Annotated in this window: 13 protein-coding genes and 1 tRNA gene; 11 read left to right on the plus strand and 3 right to left on the minus strand. The window is 22.8% G+C overall.

From position 1 onward, the window contains the following. Positions 1–13 precede the first annotated feature (13 nt). The 3 genes from holA to tusA are packed head-to-tail and all read left to right on the plus strand — an operon-like array spanning position 14 to position 1,974. A complete protein-coding gene (gene holA / locus D9V76_RS02285) occupies positions 14–1,030 on the plus strand; it encodes a DNA polymerase III subunit delta (RefSeq protein ID WP_158337415.1) in 1,017 nt (338 codons plus the stop codon). Between the two features lie 13 nt (positions 1,031–1,043). Then, positions 1,044–1,685, plus strand: a complete 642-nt coding sequence (gene nadD, locus D9V76_RS02290) for a nicotinate-nucleotide adenylyltransferase (RefSeq protein WP_158337417.1) — start codon at positions 1,044–1,046, stop codon at positions 1,683–1,685. 52 nt (positions 1,686–1,737) lie between these two features. Continuing rightward, on the plus strand, positions 1,738–1,974 hold the full coding sequence (tusA, locus tag D9V76_RS02295) for a sulfurtransferase TusA (protein ID WP_158337419.1): 237 nt from the start codon (positions 1,738–1,740) through the stop codon (positions 1,972–1,974). Positions 1,975–2,074: 100 nt separating this feature from the next. On the opposite strand, the gene asd is transcribed toward tusA, so the two are convergent. Next, positions 2,075–3,187: an aspartate-semialdehyde dehydrogenase gene (gene asd / locus D9V76_RS02300; RefSeq protein WP_172599442.1), complete on the minus strand. Its 1,113-nt coding sequence runs from the start codon at positions 3,185–3,187 to the stop codon at positions 2,075–2,077. Between the two features lie 332 nt (positions 3,188–3,519). Between asd and D9V76_RS02305 the strand changes: the two genes are divergently transcribed. From D9V76_RS02305 to recD, 8 genes are all read left to right on the plus strand, one after another. Continuing rightward, positions 3,520–4,110, plus strand: a complete 591-nt coding sequence (locus tag D9V76_RS02305) for a YhgN family NAAT transporter (protein WP_158337423.1) — start codon at positions 3,520–3,522, stop codon at positions 4,108–4,110. Between the two features lie 24 nt (positions 4,111–4,134). Further along, positions 4,135–5,322, plus strand: a complete 1,188-nt coding sequence (locus D9V76_RS02310; protein ID WP_158337425.1) for a phosphoglycerate kinase — start codon at positions 4,135–4,137, stop codon at positions 5,320–5,322. 27 nt (positions 5,323–5,349) lie between these two features. Continuing rightward, positions 5,350–6,429 carry a class II fructose-bisphosphate aldolase gene (fbaA, locus tag D9V76_RS02315; RefSeq protein ID WP_158337427.1) on the plus strand — a complete coding sequence of 360 codons (1,080 nt, stop codon included), beginning with the start codon at positions 5,350–5,352 and terminating at the stop codon, positions 6,427–6,429. A 192-nt stretch (positions 6,430–6,621) separates the two neighbouring features. Further along, complete coding sequence (gene mscS / locus D9V76_RS02320) at positions 6,622–7,473, plus strand: small-conductance mechanosensitive channel MscS (RefSeq protein ID WP_158337429.1); 852 nt, start codon at positions 6,622–6,624, stop codon at positions 7,471–7,473. A gap of 61 nt (positions 7,474–7,534) precedes the next feature. Further along, the gene (locus D9V76_RS03220; RefSeq protein WP_253254721.1) at positions 7,535–9,454 is read left to right on the plus strand and encodes an exodeoxyribonuclease V subunit gamma; all 1,920 of its coding nucleotides are present in this window, start codon (positions 7,535–7,537) and stop codon (positions 9,452–9,454) included. 410 nt (positions 9,455–9,864) lie between these two features. Beyond that, positions 9,865–10,725: a hypothetical protein gene (locus D9V76_RS03225; protein WP_437177678.1), complete on the plus strand. Its 861-nt coding sequence runs from the start codon at positions 9,865–9,867 to the stop codon at positions 10,723–10,725. Between the two features lie 22 nt (positions 10,726–10,747). Beyond that, positions 10,748–14,230 (plus strand): exodeoxyribonuclease V subunit beta, encoded by a 3,483-nt coding sequence (gene recB, locus D9V76_RS02330; RefSeq protein WP_158337431.1) that lies wholly within the window; start codon positions 10,748–10,750, stop codon positions 14,228–14,230. A gap of 10 nt (positions 14,231–14,240) precedes the next feature. Next, positions 14,241–16,046 carry an exodeoxyribonuclease V subunit alpha gene (recD, locus tag D9V76_RS02335; RefSeq protein WP_158337433.1) on the plus strand — a complete coding sequence of 602 codons (1,806 nt, stop codon included), beginning with the start codon at positions 14,241–14,243 and terminating at the stop codon, positions 16,044–16,046. Here the strand turns inward: recD and argA are convergent. Both argA and D9V76_RS02345 read right to left on the minus strand, forming a co-directional pair. After that, on the minus strand, positions 16,043–17,371 hold the full coding sequence (gene argA, locus D9V76_RS02340) for an amino-acid N-acetyltransferase (protein WP_158337435.1): 1,329 nt from the start codon (positions 17,369–17,371) through the stop codon (positions 16,043–16,045). The two genes, recD and argA, sit on opposite strands and share 4 nt — an antisense overlap. Positions 17,372–17,563: 192 nt before the next feature. Further along, a tRNA-Met gene (locus tag D9V76_RS02345) sits at positions 17,564–17,640 on the minus strand. Positions 17,641–17,691 lie beyond the last annotated feature (51 nt).

The raw sequence follows: 17,691 nt of genomic DNA on the forward strand, positions 1-17,691 counted from the left end.
TATTTTTATCCAAATGAAAATTATATACCCAGAAGAACTAAAAAAAAAATTAATTAAAAAATTAAATTATTGCTATATATTGTTAGGAGAAGATTCATTTTTTTTAAACAAAACTGAAAAATTAATATTTAATATAGCAAAGAATAAAAAATTTATAGAAAAAAACATTATTAATATAGAAAAAGCTATAGACTGGAATAAAGTTATTAATTTCTATAAATTAAAAAATTTATTTTTCAAAAAAACTATTTTAATAATTAATTTTATTATAAAAAAATTAAATCCATCTTTGATTAAAGATATAAATGAAATACCTTTTTTTAAAAATAAAGATATATTAATAATATTAAAATTTAATGAATTATCCGGTTTTATAAAAAAAAGTAAAACACTAAAAGTTCTTATGTTAGAAAGCGATATTATATATTGCTCAACTCCATATGAATGGGCATTTAAAAACTGGTTACAGTACGAAATAAAAAAAAGAAATTTAAAAATAACACGCGAATCTTTTTCATTATTACATAAATATTATGAAGGAAACGCGTTATGTGCATATCAAATATTAGATATTCTTTTAATTACATGGCCTAATGAAAATATAAGAATCGAAAAAATAAAAAAAATTATTAATCAATTTTCAATTTTTTCTCCATCAAATTGGATAAATGCAATATTTAATAATGATGCAGAAAAAGCTATTTACATATTAGATGGTTTTTTTAAACAAAAATATAACCCTCTTATTTTAATACGATCACTGCAAAAAGATTTATTAATTTTACTAAACATGAAAAGAGAAAAAAAATTAGATATAAATATTTTTTTAAAAAAAAATAATGTTTGGTTTAATAGATCTAAATTTTTTATTAACGCACTACGTTCTATTGATTTTAATAATTTTTTAAAAATAATCAGGATCTTATTACAAATAGAAATTAAAATAAAAAAAGAATATAATAATTCTGTATGGATACAATTAAAAACGTTAACATTGTTACTATCTTCACCAATTAAATACATACCATAAAAATAGTAAAAAAATGAAAGAAATGTATGCAATATTTGGGGGGAATTTTGATCCCATTCATTATGGTCATATTACTTCTGCTGAAAAATTAGCACAAGAAATCTCAATAAAAAAAATAATATTACTACCAAATCATGGACCTCCTCATCGATCTAAAACAAAAACATCTATAATAGATAAATTGAAAATGATTAAGATCGCCATTAAAAATAATCAACTATTTACAATAAGTTATTTAGAAACAAAGAAAAACACAACTTTTTACACCATAGAAACATTAACAAAAATAAGAAAAAAAATTGGTTATCTACAACCATTATGTTTTATAATAGGAGAAGATAATCTAAATAATTTAAATATTTGGAAAGATTGGAAAAAAATATTATCATTATCTCATTTATTAATTTGTCCTAGAATACATATAAAAGAAAACAATTCCAAATTAAAAAAATGGATTACATCTCACACTGTTAATAACATTAATTTTTTACATAAAAAACCGTTTGGATTTATTTTTTTTTCAAAAATATCTATGATCAATGTCTCTTCAACTGAAATAAGGAAAAATTATTATGAAGGTAAAAGTTCTTATGGATTATTACCTTCAAAAATAGAAAAATATATTTTATCAAAAAATCTGTATAAAAATTTATAATCAAAATTTATTTCTATTTCTTTAAAAAAACAAAAAATATGAAAAAAAAAATATTATATTAAATTTAATTGGACTTCGATGCCCCGAACCTATTATGGTGATAAGAAAAACACTAAGAAAAATGAAAAAAAATGAAAAAATATTAGTGTTAACAGATGATCCATCAACTAAAAGAGATATTCCTCATTTTTGTCATTTTATGGATCATGAACTTATAGATTTTTTTACTCATGTAAAACCATATCGCTACTTATTAAAAAAAGGACTTTCTTCTACGAAGATAGACTAATTCATACAATTTATGTAAAAAAAAGTTAAAAGATTAATATACACACTTAGTGTGTATATTAATATATACTCTACAAATAAGAATTCTTTTCTTGAAAAAATTAAATATCAACTAATAAATTTAGCATTCTTCTTAAAGGCTCAGCAGCACCCCATAATAACTGATCTCCCACAGTAAAAGCAGAAAGATATTTATTACCTATGTTTAATTTTCTTAATCGACCTATTGGTATCTTTAATGTACCAGTCACTGCAGATGGAGTTAAATTACATAATGTTTCTTTCATGTTGTTAGGGACAACATTAACCCATTGATTATGATTAACAATCATTTTTTTGATATTCTCTAAAGAAATATCTTTTTTTAATTTAATTAAAAATGACTGACTATGACATCGAATTGAACTGATACGAACACATGTTCCGTCAATTAAAATATTTTTTTTCAAATTTAAAATTTTATTTGTTTCAGCTTGTCCTTTCCATTCTTCTCGACTTTGACCATTTTTCATTTCTATATCTATCCAAGGTATTAAACTAGCAGCTAACGGTACAGAAAAGTTTTCTAATGGAAAGTTTTTATTACGACTTGCTCGAGTGACTTTTTTCTCAATATCTAAAACAGAATAAGATTTATCTAATAATTGTTCAGAAACAACATTATATAAAGAACCCATTTGTTTTAATAATTCAATTACATGACGAGAACCAGCACCAGATGCTGCTTGATAAGTAGATACAGAAATCCAATCTATTAAATTATTTGAAAATAATCCCCCTAAAGCCATTAACATCAAACTAACAGTACAATTACCACCTACAAAAGTTTTAATTCCTTTATCTAATGCATTGTTTATAATATTTAAGTTTACAGGATCTAATACGATTATAGAATCGTTTTCCATTCGTAAAGTAGAAGCAGCATCTATCCAATAACCTTTCCAATTTTTATTACGTAATTGTGGATAAACTTTTTCAGTATAAGAACTCCCTTGACATGTAATAATAATATCCATTTCTTGTAATAAATTAATATTATAAGCATCCTTTAAATTTTTAAATAATGTATTATTTATAATAGGACCATCTTGACCAGATTGAGAAGTGGAAAAGAAATGAGGAATAATTTTTGAAAAATCATTTTCTTCCTGCATTCTTTTTAATAAAACTGATCCTACCATTCCACGCCAACCAATTATTCCAACAGACTTAATCATTAATTAATATACGGATTTTTAAATTAACAACAATTTTTATCAAAATTGATAACTAATTTAGTTAAAGTAAAAACTTTCCGTCCTCCGAAAGTAAATATAAATACTGTATACTTTTTATGAAAAAAATAGTTATTTGCAGAAAATATAAAATTTTATTTAAATTTTTAATATACTATAAAATTATAAATTTATCTTAAAATTAAGATTTATATATATATAAAAAAAAATAATATTAATATATTTATATTGTTAAATAAAATTTTCAATATTTTATTCAAATTGCATATCGTTAAAAACTTTACATTTCTAAAAGGACATAATAAATTAAAATGAATGAAATAATTTCTACAACTATATTGCTAATTTTAATCATGGATCCTTTAGGTAATCTTCCAATTTTTATGACAATACTAAAAAATTTAGATGCAAAAAGGAGAAGAATAGTAGTTATACGTGAAATGATTATAGCTTTAGTTGTTATGTTAATATTCTTATTTGTCGGAGAAAAAATACTTACTATTCTTAATTTAAAGACTGAAACAGTTTCTATATCTGGAGGAATTATTTTATTTCTTATTGCTATAAAAATGATTTTTCCCTCAGATGACAACAACAGTGGAACTTCTTCAGATGAAGAACCATTTTTAGTTCCATTAGCCATTCCATTAGTTGCAGGACCATCTTTATTAGCCACGTTAATGTTATTGTCTCATCAATATCTACATCATATGTCTTATTTAGTGGGATCATTACTAATTGCATGGTTTTTTACAATTATAATATTGTTATTATCTGGTTTATTTTTAAAATTATTTGGTGATAAGGGTGTAAACGCATTAGAACGATTAATGGGTCTTATACTAATAATGCTCTCTACCCAAATGTTTCTTGATGGAATAAGAGCATGGTTTAAAAATTAAAAATTATTAAACAAAGGTGATTTTATGAATTTTAGAAAAATGACGGAATTGAATATAACAGGAAAAAAAATTTTAATAAGAACAGACTTAAATGTTCCCATGCAAGATGGAATAATTCAATCGGATGCAAGAATACTTGCCGCTCTTCCTACCATTAAAATGGCAATTCAAAAAAAAGCTAAAATAATTATTATGTCTCATTTAGGACGTCCAAAAGAAGGACACTACACACAAAAATATTCCTTATTTCCTGTTTTTCAATATCTCAGAAAAAAATTAAAAGAAACAAAAATTTATTTTTCTCATAATCATTTAAAAAAAATAGAAATAAATTCAGGAGAAATATTAGTTTTAGAAAATGTTCGTTTTAACGTAGGAGAATTAAAAAACGATGAAAATTTATCTAAAGAATATGCTAATTTATGTGATATTTTTGTTATGGATGCTTTTGGTAGTTCACACAGGATGCAATCTTCAACATATGGCATTGGAAAATTTGTTAAAATTGCATGTGCTGGACCTCTTTTGATATCTGAAATTAATAGTTTAAAAAAAGCGTTAAAAAATCCAACTCGTCCTATGGTAGCTATAGTAGGAGGCGCGAAGGTATCAACTAAATTTCAAGTATTAAATAAATTAGCTAAAATATCAGATACAATAATTGTTGGAGGGGGTATAGCCAATACGTTTTTAGCCATTGATAATAATGTTGGAAAATCATTATATGAAGCAGAGTTTATACTAAAAGCTAAAAAATTACGTGATGAATACAGTAATATTGTTATACCAATTGATTCTCGTGTAGGAAAAAACTTTTCTCCTAGTGAAAAATGCACAATAAAATTATCTTCTGAAATCAAAAAAAATGAAGAAATTATGGATTTTGGTGATGAAACAATAAAGAAAATCATTAAAATTCTTAAAAAAGCAAAAACAATTCTTTGGAATGGACCTGTTGGAGTTTTTGAATTTCCCAATTTTAGAAAAGGAACTGAAATGATTGCAAAAACAATTTCAGAAAACAATGGATTTTCAATAGCAGGCGGTGGAGACACATTATCTGTCATTGACATGTTTCAAATAAAAGACAAAATTTCTTATATTTCTACAGGAGGAGGGGCATTTTTAGAATTTATAGAAGGAAAAAAATTACCAGCAATAAAAATGCTAGAAGAGAATTTTAATAAACAAATTTTAAATAATCTATTTTAACAACAAATTTAAACAATAGGAAAAAAATTGAAAATTTTAAATTCCATTCAACCTGGAGTTGTAACAGGTAATGAATGTCAGATAATATTCGAATTAGCCAAAAAAAAGAAATTTGCAATACCAGCTGTCAATTGCATAGGTACTGATTCAATAAATACAGTCTTAGAAACTGCTTCCAGAGTAAAATCTCCAGTGATTATACAATTTTCTTATGGAGGATCTTCTTTTATTGCAGGTTATAAAAGAATATCTTCAAAAAATCCTGAAGATCAAGCTATTCAAGGATCTATATCAGGTGCTCAACACGTACATTTAATGTCAAAATACTACCAAATCCCAGTAATATTACATACAGACCATTGTTCGAAAGAAATGTTGCCATGGATTAATGGACTACTAAAAGAAGGTAAAAAACACTATCAAAATTTCGGAAAACCTCTTTTTACTTCTCATATGATTGACTTGTCAAAAGAAAATTTGAAAGAAAATATTTCCACTTGCAGCAATTATTTAAAAAAAATAAAAAAAATAAACATGATGTTAGAAATTGAATTAGGATGCACAGGAGGAGAAGAAGACGGTATAGATAACAGTAAAATAGATAAAAAATTACTTTACACACAGCCTGAAGATGTTAATTATGCATATGAAAATTTAAGTAAAATTAGCACAAATTTTACTATCGCAGCTTCATTTGGAAATGTACATGGAGTATATCAACCTGGAAATGTTAATCTAAAACCAAGCATTTTAAAAGCATCACAAGAATATGTAAAAATTAAACATAATTTGAACAAACTTCCATTAAATTTCGTATTTCATGGTGGTTCGGGTTCGGATTTAAAAGAAATACATGAATCTATTGAGTACGGTATAGTAAAAATGAACATTGATACTGATATGCAATGGGCAAGTTGGAAAGGAGTCTTAAATTTTTATAAAAAAAATAAAGACTTTTTACAAAAACAACTAGGAAATAAAAATGGTAAAAACATACCTAATAAAAAATATTATGATCCTAGATCATGGATCAGAGAATCTCAAGAATCAATGTCTAAAAGATTAGAAAAAACATTTAAGGATCTTAATGCTTTTAATATTTTATAAAAATAAATAAAAAAACTTTATATTTAAGTCCGGGGAATAAATAAAAATATTCTCCGAAATTTTTTAAAAAATTTATTCTATGTAATATATTAATATATTTTATATTTATTTAATTTTTTAAAAAAAATTAATAAAAATAATTTAAATTTATTAAAAATTATTTACATTAACAAAAAATAAATAGAGATAAAAATGGATGAATTAAACGTAGTAAATGATATTAATCATGCAGGAAATTGGTTAATACGAAATCAAGAATTATTATTCGGATATTTAATTAATTTAACTTCAGCTATTATCATTTTAATTTCTGGAATGTTTATAGCCAAAATAGTATCTAATGGAGTAAATCAAATATTAATAACACGTCATATAGATGCTACTATTGCTGGTTTTCTTTCTGCATTAATGCGATACATTATTATAACTTTTACACTTATTGCTTCACTAGGAAGAATTGGAGTACAAACAACATCAGTAATTGCTATATTAGGAGCTGCTGGTATGGCAATTGGATTAGCATTACAAGGCTCTTTATCTAATTTTGCAGCAGGAGTGCTATTAGTAACTTTAAGACCTTTAAAAACAGGAGAATATGTTAATTTAGGAAATGTAGCGGGAACAGTTTTAAATATTCATATCTTTTATACTACATTACGCACATTAGACGGTAAAATTGTAGTAGTTCCAAATAACAAAATTATTTCTGGAAATATTATTAATTATTCTAGAGAACCTGCTCGTCGCAATGAATTTTCTATTAGTGTTTCATATAATACTGATATCGATTTAGTGATAAAAGTACTCAGAAAAGTAATAGAAAATGAAGATAGAGTCATGAAAGATCGAGATATTGTTATTGGTTTAAGTGAATTGGCCCCATCTTCTTTAAACTTTATTATTCGATGTTGGAGCAGTACCGACGAATTAAACGCAGTATATTGGGATTTAATGGCTAAATTTAAGAAAGAACTAGATAAAAATAATATTAATATCCCTTATCCTCAAATAGACGTGCATCTTTATAAAAAAAATAAAAATTAATTTTTTGTAACTTATATTATATTGTTTTCTAAATTTCTATTTTATTAAAAATAAGGTATTTATGTTTTTTGTTTACAAATCAAATCAAATTAATATTTTATTAAGCAAAATGTGCGAAATAATAAAAGAAAAACCATTTCTTAATATTTTTGAAAGAGAAATCATTATTAATGACAATGAAATATTATTTCAATATTTAAATACATTTATTGCTAAAAATACAGGAATTTCTGCAGATTTTAAATTAATTCACCCTAATGCTTTTATATGGAAATTATTTAAAAAGATTTTACCTAATATTAAATTCAATAACACATTTTCAAGATCAACTATAACTTGGAAAATTATGAAAATTATAGAAGAAAATGATTTTATTGAATTAATTCAAAAAAAAGATAAAATAACAAAAAAATTCAATTTTTCATTTTTAATGGCTCATTTATATGAGCAATATATTCTATACCAACCAAATTGGATTAATACATGGGAAAAAAATCAAAAAAAAACATTAAAAATTGATAAAGATGATGAATGGCAAGTAAAATTATGGATTAAAATTATCCATTATACAGAGCAACTTAAACAATCAAAATGGCATTTTTCAAATTTATTCAAAAAATTTAAAATACTAATAAAAAAAGAAAAAATAAAATTTCCAAAACGAATTTTTATTATTTCTTCTTCACATTTAAATCCAACATATATGGAATTTTTTAAAAAAATAAGTATACATACAGATATATATTTTTTATCTGTTAATGCTTGTGAAAAAGAAATTTTTCATGCTAATTTTATTGGAGAGAAAAAAAACTATGTTCTTCAAAAGAAGAATTTATTAATAAATTTATGGGAAAAATATGAAAAATTTTATTTTTTATTCTTTAAAAAATTTAAAAAAATAAAATTCAAATATTTTTTTCAAAAAAATAATAAAAAAAATTTACTTAACATCATTAAAAATGACATGTTAAATTTAAAAAAAAATAAAAATATACTAGATAAAAGACGTTTTTTACCAAAAGATGATTCGATATCAATAAATATTTGCTATAATAAAAAAAATGAAATTGAAGTTTTATATCAAAAATTATTAACTTTTTTTAATAAAAATCCAAAAATAAAAGCTGGTGATATTGTTGTGACTTCATTTTCGTTAAATACTTACACAACTTATATTAATTCTATATTTAAATCTAAAAATAAAAAAGAAATAATTCCTTTTTATATATCTAAAAAACATTCTGATAAAACAGAAAAAATACTATTTGTTTTTAATAAAATACTAGATTTATCAAACATCCGTTTTAACAACGAAGAAATATTAGATTTAATTGAAATCCAGGATATAAGAGATAATTTTAATATTTCAGAAGAAGAAATAAATATCTTACATGAATGGATCAAAAAAGCAAATATAAGATGGGGTCTTGATAAAAAACAAAAAAGCAATATAATTTCCCCAAAAACTGATCAAAACACTTGGTTTTACGGTATTAAAAAACTACTAGTTAGTTATGCAATAAATGAAGAAGAAAAAGTTTGGGATAACATTTTATCTTTTACTTCCATTAACACTTCAAGAACAGAATTAATAGGAAAGCTAATAAATTTAATTAAAACACTTGATAAATGGAGAGAAAAATTATTATTTTCAAAAAAAATTAAATCTTGGCGTCCATTATTTATTTGTTTCATAAATGATTTTTTTTATAAGAATAAAAAAATGAGAGATAGTATTAATATGATCAATAAAAATTGGATAAAAATGATTGATGATGCGTTGTTGTCTAATTATGAAAAAAAAATTCCTATAAACATTTTGAAAAGAAAATTTTCATGTGTTATGAATTACTTCAGTAGAAAAAAATTTTTACCAGGTGTAATAAATTTTTGTCATCCATCTTTAATATGTTATATACCATTTAAAATAAAATGTATTATTGGAGCTGATCATCAAGAAATTCCTAAAAAAAAAATTTAAATTCTTTTAATTTACTGGATAAATATCAATTTACTAGCGATTTTAATTCTTGCAATGAAAGTTATCATATATTTCTTCAAAATTTCATTTCTACTCAAGAAATTTTTTATGTTAGTTATGTCGGATATTCTTTAAAAAATAATAACAAAATTGATCCGTCAATATTAATTGATCAATTATTAAATTATATCGCATCAAATTTTTATTTTTCAGAACATTACAATTTAAAAAATAATAAAAAAAAGATTTTTGAAAGCATTCTTAAAAAACATAAAAAAGAAGATTTTTATGAAAAAAAACAGATAAAAAAAGTTAATTTTAATAAAATTCAAAAAACAAAAAAAATAAACAAAGAAATATACAATAAAATTTTTTCTGTACAAGATTTAATAATCCTTGATTCTATTAAAATTAATTTTAAAAATATAATATCTTTTTGGAAAAATCCAATACGTTATTTCTTTAATCATACATTAAATATCAAACTTAGAAAACCGGAAAAAAATATCATAACAGAACCATTTTCAATTAATAAATTAGATAATTTTAAAATCAGTCATATAATTTTTAAAAAAATGTTAAAAAATGAAAATATAAAAGATACATTTAAAAAAATTATTTTATCTGGGGTTTTACCCCATGGATATTTTGGATTATTGCTATTAAAAGAAAAAAAGAAAGAAATAGAAACACTAATAAAACAAATTTCCAAATATAGAATATTACCTAAAAAAGAAATTTTTGATATAAAAATAGAAAAATACAATATCAACGGAAGTTTAGATGAAATACAAAGTACAGGTTTACTTCGATGGAAATTAGGTATAATTAATTATAGAGATCAGATGTCACTATGGTTAGAACACTTAATTTACTGCATTTTAGGAGGTACTGGGGAAAGTAAAATTATAGGGTATAAAAAACAAATTTTTTCTTTTTATTCTCTACCATCTAACGTAGCATATAATTATCTTTTAAACTATATTGAGGGATACAAAAAAGGAATAAAAAATCCTTTGTTACTGCTTAAATCAGGATCAAATTGGTTTGATAAAGTTTATGATAAAAAAAATAATTGCATTCACAAAGACAATAATATAAAAAGAAAAGCATATAAAACACTATGTCAGACATGGATAGGAAATGAACATATATCAGGAGAAAAAGAAGATTTGTATATACAACAAATTATTTCTAAATTAAATGTAAAAAAAATTTGTAAAATTTCTCAAAAATGGTTTACTCCAATACTAAAAAATCAAAAAAAATGAAAAAATATCTAAAATTAATATAATGAGAAAAAAATTAAATATATTTCAAATACCTCTGAACGGAATCAACTTAATTGAAGCGTCTGCAGGAACAGGAAAAACAAGTACGATCGCATTTTTATATCTACGTTTGTTATTAGGATTATCAGAAGACAAAAAAAATATAAAAAAATTACCAATAGAAGAAATACTAGTGGTAACTTTTACTAATGCAGCAAAAGAAGAACTATATATACGAATAAAAAAAAATATTGAAAAATTATATTCATCATGCATAAATAAAAAAAGCGAAGATCCTATTTTTCAATCTTTTTTAAAAAAAATAAAAAATTTTAAAGAAGCAATTTCTATATTAGAAAATGCTAAAATAAACATAAATAATGCTTCTATTTATACAATACATGGATTTTGTCAAGATATTTTACAAAACAACACTCTTAATTTTAGTGGGGAAATAATTGAAAACGAATCCTTTTTATATTTGCAAGCAACACAAGATTTTTGGAGACTTTTTTTCTATAATTTACCGAAAAAAATTATTAAAATAATTTATGAAGATTATAATAGCCCAGATGCTCTCTTAAGAGAAATAAAGCCAATATTGCAAATTAATTCACTAATAAATTTTAAAGAAAAATTTGATAAAAAGGAAACCTTAATAAGTTTTCATGAAAAGATAATAAATAAAATAAATATTTTTAAAAAAAAATGGTTGAATTATAATTCAATTATGTTAAAAATAATTAATACATTACAAATTAATAAAAGAATATATAATAGTTTTAATGTCTTTAAATGGCAAAAAAAAATCACAGAATGGGCTGAATCTGAAACGAAAGACTATAAAATTCCAATTTGTTTAAAATATTTTTCAGAAAAAAATATAGAAAAAAATACAAAAAATTATAATTTTCAAAAACATGTTTTTTTTAAAGAGATCGGCAAAATACTAAAAAAAAATTTTTCTTTAAAAAATATTATTTTATTTTATGCTATAAAAAACATTCCTAAGTTTATAAAAAAAGAAAAAGAAAAAAAATCATTGTTAGGATTTAATGATTTATTGGAAATTCTTTTAAAAAATATAAAAAAACAAAAGATTTTAAGAAAAATAATAATTAAAAAATATCCAGTGGCATTAATTGACGAATTTCAAGATACTAATAAACAACAATATCAAATTTTTAATACTTTATATAAAAATAAAAAAACAGGATTATTTTTAGTTGGAGATCCAAAACAATCAATATATAGCTTTAGAGGAGCAGATATTTTTTCATATTTGCATGCTAAATATAAAATTAAAAATTATTATTATCTTGACACAAATTGGCGCTCTTCAAAAGATATATGCAAAGCTATTAACTATTTATTTTCACGAAATAAAAATCCATTTTATTTTAAAAATATTCCATTTGAACCTATTTTATCATCTTCTAAAAACTCAAATATAAAATTTAAAATAAAAGAAAAAAATCAAGCTGCTATTTCTTTTTTCTTTCAAAAAAAAGAAAAAGTCCCTATTGAAGATTATAGAGATTGGATTGCAAAACAATGTGCAAATGAAATCAGTTATTGGTTAAATTGTGCAAAAAAAGGTGAGGCAATAATTTCATATCAAAATAAAGAGAGGGTTTTAACAGAAAAAGATATTGTTGTATTAGTTAGAAATAGAAAAGAAGCAAAAATTGTTAAAGAATCATTAGAAAAAGTTAATATTACATCAAAATATTCATCTCCCTATGAAAGTGTATTTAAAACTTCTGATGCTTATGAATTACTGTCAATACTTAAATCTATTTTGGATCCAAATGATATAAATTTGTTAAAACAATCTATTTTAACACATATTTTAAATAAAATCGCTGTTCGAAAAATAAAAGAAAATCCTAAAGAAGAGATGCCATATTTCTTAATAAAAAAATTATATGAATATAATGAAAAATGGAAAAATATAGGAATATTTAATACTATTAAAGCAATGATACTAGAATATCAGCAATATGCTAATAATTTTGAAATTTATAAAAATCAGGAAAAAAACATAAATTTTTTACATATAGCTGAATTATTGCAAGAAAAATCTGAAGATTTCTATAAAGAAAATTCTTTGATTCGCTGGTTTGAAAAAAAAATACTAGAGAAAAACACTCTATTAGAAAATGAATATATTAAAAATTTTAAAGAATCAAAAATAATAAGAATTATTACTATACATAAATCAAAGGGATTGCAATATCCTATTGTTTGGATACCTTTTATTATAGATTTTAATAAATCAAAATCATATTTTTATCATGAAAAAAAAACTCTGAAAATATTTTTTGATAATAAAAAAAATTATGAAACTTTAAAAAAATCAGATAAAGAAAGATTAGCAGAAGATTTACGTTTTTTATACGTGGCTTTAACAAGATCAATTCATCATTGCAGTATAGGAATAGCCTGTTTAATAAAAAAAAGAAAAAAAGATAAAAATAATAGCGATATTCATCAAAGTTCTTTGGGATATATCATACAAGATGGAAAATGTATGAATTATAAAGAGTTGCTAGATGAATTAAAAATACTAAATAAAAAATCGTACATTGAAGTAAAACATGAAGCTATAAACTTAAAAATTTCAACGACGAAAGATAATTTTTATGTATTATCGCAACCCCAATTTTTACTTAAAGAAATAGAATTGTATTCTCAGATAACTAGTTTTACAAAATTAAAAAAAGAAAATAAATATTTAAATAATATTCAATATGAAAATATTGAATCATGTTTTTTTAAAAAAAAAGATAAAAAACTAACAATTCATAATTTTCCATATGGTAATAAAACAGGTATTCTTATTCATTACATATTAAAAAAAATAAAATTTAATAACCCATTAAATACTAGTTGGTTTTATACAGTTTTAAAAAAATTTGAATTTTCAGAAAAATGGATACCAACATTAACATCTTGGATAAATGATATTTTAAATTTAAAAATAAATAATTTAAATATTACGTTATCGTCATTAAAAAAAACAAAATATATAAAAGAATTAGAATTTTTTTTACCTATAAAAAACATATTATATAGTCAAGATTTTAATCAAACTATTCAATCTCTTGATTTAATTTCTTCTGTTTCTCCAAAAATATTTTTTAATCCTGTTACAGGAATTTTAAAAGGTTTCATTGACTTAGTTTTTATTTTCAATAAAAAATATTATATACTTGATTATAAGTCTAATTATTTAGGTAATGATGATAATTCTTATTCTTTTGAGAATATAAAAAAAGAAATTATTAAAAATCGATATGATTTACAATATCAGCTATATACATTAGCATTACATCAATATTTAAAGAAAAAAATAAAAAAATATCATTATAAAACTCATTTCGGCGGAATATTTTATATGTTTGTACGAGGTGTAAAGAGAAAAGATAGCATTTTTTTTACTATTCCAAATTATTTGTTAATTAAAGAATTAACTAATTTATTTCTAAAAAAAAATAAGTAATTTAATTAAAATGAAGATGTCTCATTTATTAAAAAATTTAGCAAAGAAAAATATTATCAGTTTAATTGATTTTTATTTTTCGGAATTCATTTCAAAAGAAAACTCTATTGTTATGTTGGTATCTGCTTGTATGAGCTTTGAAAGTAAAAATGGTCACATTTTTTTACCAATTAAATATTTCGAAAAAAACTATTTTTTTTCTATCTCAAATAAAAAATTTATCAAAAAAATTTTAGAATGTTTAAACAAAAAAAAAATAAATTGGTCATTAGAATTATCAAAACACACGTCGTTTAGTGACGGTTCTGTTATAACTCCTTTGGTATTATTTGAAGAGAAAGTATATCTGTATAAGATATGGAAAGCTGAAAAAAAAATTTTGAAACGTTTATATGAAAATGATCAGTTTGATGGAATTAATATAAAGAAATGCTTTAACATATTAAATAATTTATTTCCTGAAAAAAAAGATGATCTTCAAAAGATAGCTGTAGCATTAACTTTAATAAATAATATTGTTTTTATAACTGGAGGACCCGGAACTGGTAAAACGACTACAATATTAAAAATAATTATTGCGTTAATAAAAAATTCAAAAAAAACAATAAAAATTCAATTATCCGCACCAACAGGAAAAGCTACAGAACATTTAATAGAAACATTAAATGATAAATTATTTGATTGTTATTTTGGTAAAGAAGAAAAAAAAATAATTTTTTTTAATCCTATTACTATACATCAATTGCTAGGAATTTCAAAAACTTCTGAAAAGGTTTTTTTTAATAAAAAAAACCGTCTAATCATGGATGTTTTAATTATTGATGAAGCATCTATGATAGATATTTTAATGATGAGTAATATATTATCAGCACTTTCTAAAAAAACTAAAATAATTTTTATTGGAGATCATAATCAATTAAAACCAGTAAAATCAAGTTCTATTTTGAAACATATTTGTAATTATGCTAAGGATGGATATAGTTTAAAAACTAAATCTATTTTAAAAAAAATTACACAAAATACAATGGAAAATAACAAAATAAACGAAAAAAATACTGCTTATATAAGTGATAAAATATGTATTCTCAAAAAAAGCTATAGATTTGGAAAAAAAACAGGAATATATATATTGTCAAATGCAATTTATAATAATAAAGAAAAAATTTTTCAAAAATTATTTAAAAACTTAATAGAAAACGTTTTCTTCTATGAAGTTAATTCTGAAAAACAATACAAAAACATGATTAGTGTTATTATTAATAGCAGTAAAATTTTTTGGAGAAAAATATACGAAAAAAAAAATATAAAAGAAATAATAAAGATTTTTAAAAATCATCAAATATTATGCATTGTACGAAATGGTTTTTTTGGTGTAAATTTTATAAATAAAATTTTAGAAGAAGAAATGTATAAAAAAAATATTTTTGATAAACGCTTTTATATAAACAACAAATTTTGGTATGTAGGAAAACCTATTATAATCACAGAAAATAATAAATATTTAGGAATATCTAACGGTGAAATAGGTATCACTAATCTTAGTAAAAAAAATATCTTACAAGTGTCTTTTTTAAAAAAAGATAATATCCTTAAAAATATTCCCGTAGAAATATTGAAAAATTATGAAACTGCTTGGTCGATGACTGTACATAAAGCTCAAGGTTCTGAATTTGACAATGTAACATTAATACTACCAAATAAAGATTCGAAAATTTTAAAAAAAGATGTTTTATACACTGGTATTACAAGAACTCGAAAAAAATTAAATATTTTTTCAACAAAAGAAATTTTTATTAAAAAAATTAAAAAAATCTAAAATAAATCAATCATTAAAATTTTAGAACAACGTTGATAATTATACATTTTCTTTTTACTTTCGGGAAGCATTTCAACATCTACTAAAATAAAACCTCTTTCTTGAAACCAATGGATACTTTGAGTGGTAAGAACAAAAAGTTTTTTTAAATTCATTTTCTTAGCATTTAACCTCATTTTTTTTAACAACAAATCTCCTCTTGAAGAATTTCGATAATCAGGATGAACAGCTACACATGCCATTTCACCTATTTTTTCTTTAAAAAAAGGATACAACGCAGCACAAGCAATAGTTAAATTATCACGTTCAATAATAGTAAATTTATCTACTTCTATTTCTAATTGTTCTCTTGATCTACGTACTAAAATTCCTTTTTTTTCTAAAGGACGAATTAATTCTAGAATACCTCCAATATCGTTGATATTTGCTTGTCGTATTTTTTCTGCAGATTCCATAACCATCTGTGTTCCGATTCCATCACGCGAAAATAATTCTTGTAGTAGTGCTCCATTTTTATGATAGCTAATCAAATGACTGCGATTGACTCCGCTTTTACAAGCTTGGATTGCTCCTTTTAAAAATCGTACTGTTGAAGAGATGTAATCACCTTGCTGCTCTAATTTTTTAATTTTATTTTGTATATCATTAGGCAATAATTCAGAAATAGTTTTTCCCTGACTATCAATTACACCTTGCTTACTACAAAAACCTATCATTTTTTCAGCTTTTAACTTAATACTAACTTGAGTTGCAATTTCTTCAGAAGTTAAATTAAAACTTTCTCCTGTAACAGAAACAGCTACTGGTCCAATTAAAACTATGGCTCCATTTTCTAATTGACAATTAATCGCTTTCTTGTCAATTCTTCTAATACGACCACTATGACAATAATCTATACCATCATCTACACCTAAAGGTTGAGCAATAATAAAATTACCGCTGACAACATTAATGTTAGCTCCTTGTAAAGGGGTATTGCTTAAACTCATTGAAAGACGTGCTGTTATGTCAAGTTGTAATCTTCCTGCCGCTTGTTTTACCTGTTCTAAAGATAACAAATCAGTAATACGTATATATTTATGATAAGTGATTTTAATATTTTTTTCTTTTAAATTAGTGTTAATTTGAGGGCAAGATCCATATACTACAATCAAACGAATACCTAAACTATGCAATAATCCTATATCATTAATAATACCGGAAAAATTCCCATATTTAATTGCCTCACCACTTAACATTATTACAAATTTTTTCCCGCGATGAGCATTAATATAGGGTACACTATGGCGAAAACCCTGAACTAATTCAGTAGTACGCTCTCTCATGATAATCCTCTTGCATTTTTATTTAAATCTATATATTATTTTTTATATAATTCACTTTTTTTTGAACATATATTTTATCTTAAAAAATCAAAAATAAAAAAATTTTGTCATATTTGTAATATGAATTTTTAAAAAAGTAAAATTTGGAATATTTTTTGTAAGATGGGATTATTTTTTTAGAATCTGAAAAATTGGTTGCGGGGGCTGGATTTGAACCAACGACCTTCGGGTTATGAGCCCGACGAGCTACCAGACTGCTCCACCCCGCGCCTTTTAGTAATAAAGAATACATCTTTAATAAAAAAAAAGCAACCTTTTTT

Source organism: Buchnera aphidicola (Rhopalosiphum padi) (genome assembly GCF_005080845.1).
GTDB lineage: Bacteria > Pseudomonadota > Gammaproteobacteria > Enterobacterales > Enterobacteriaceae > Buchnera > Buchnera aphidicola_AO.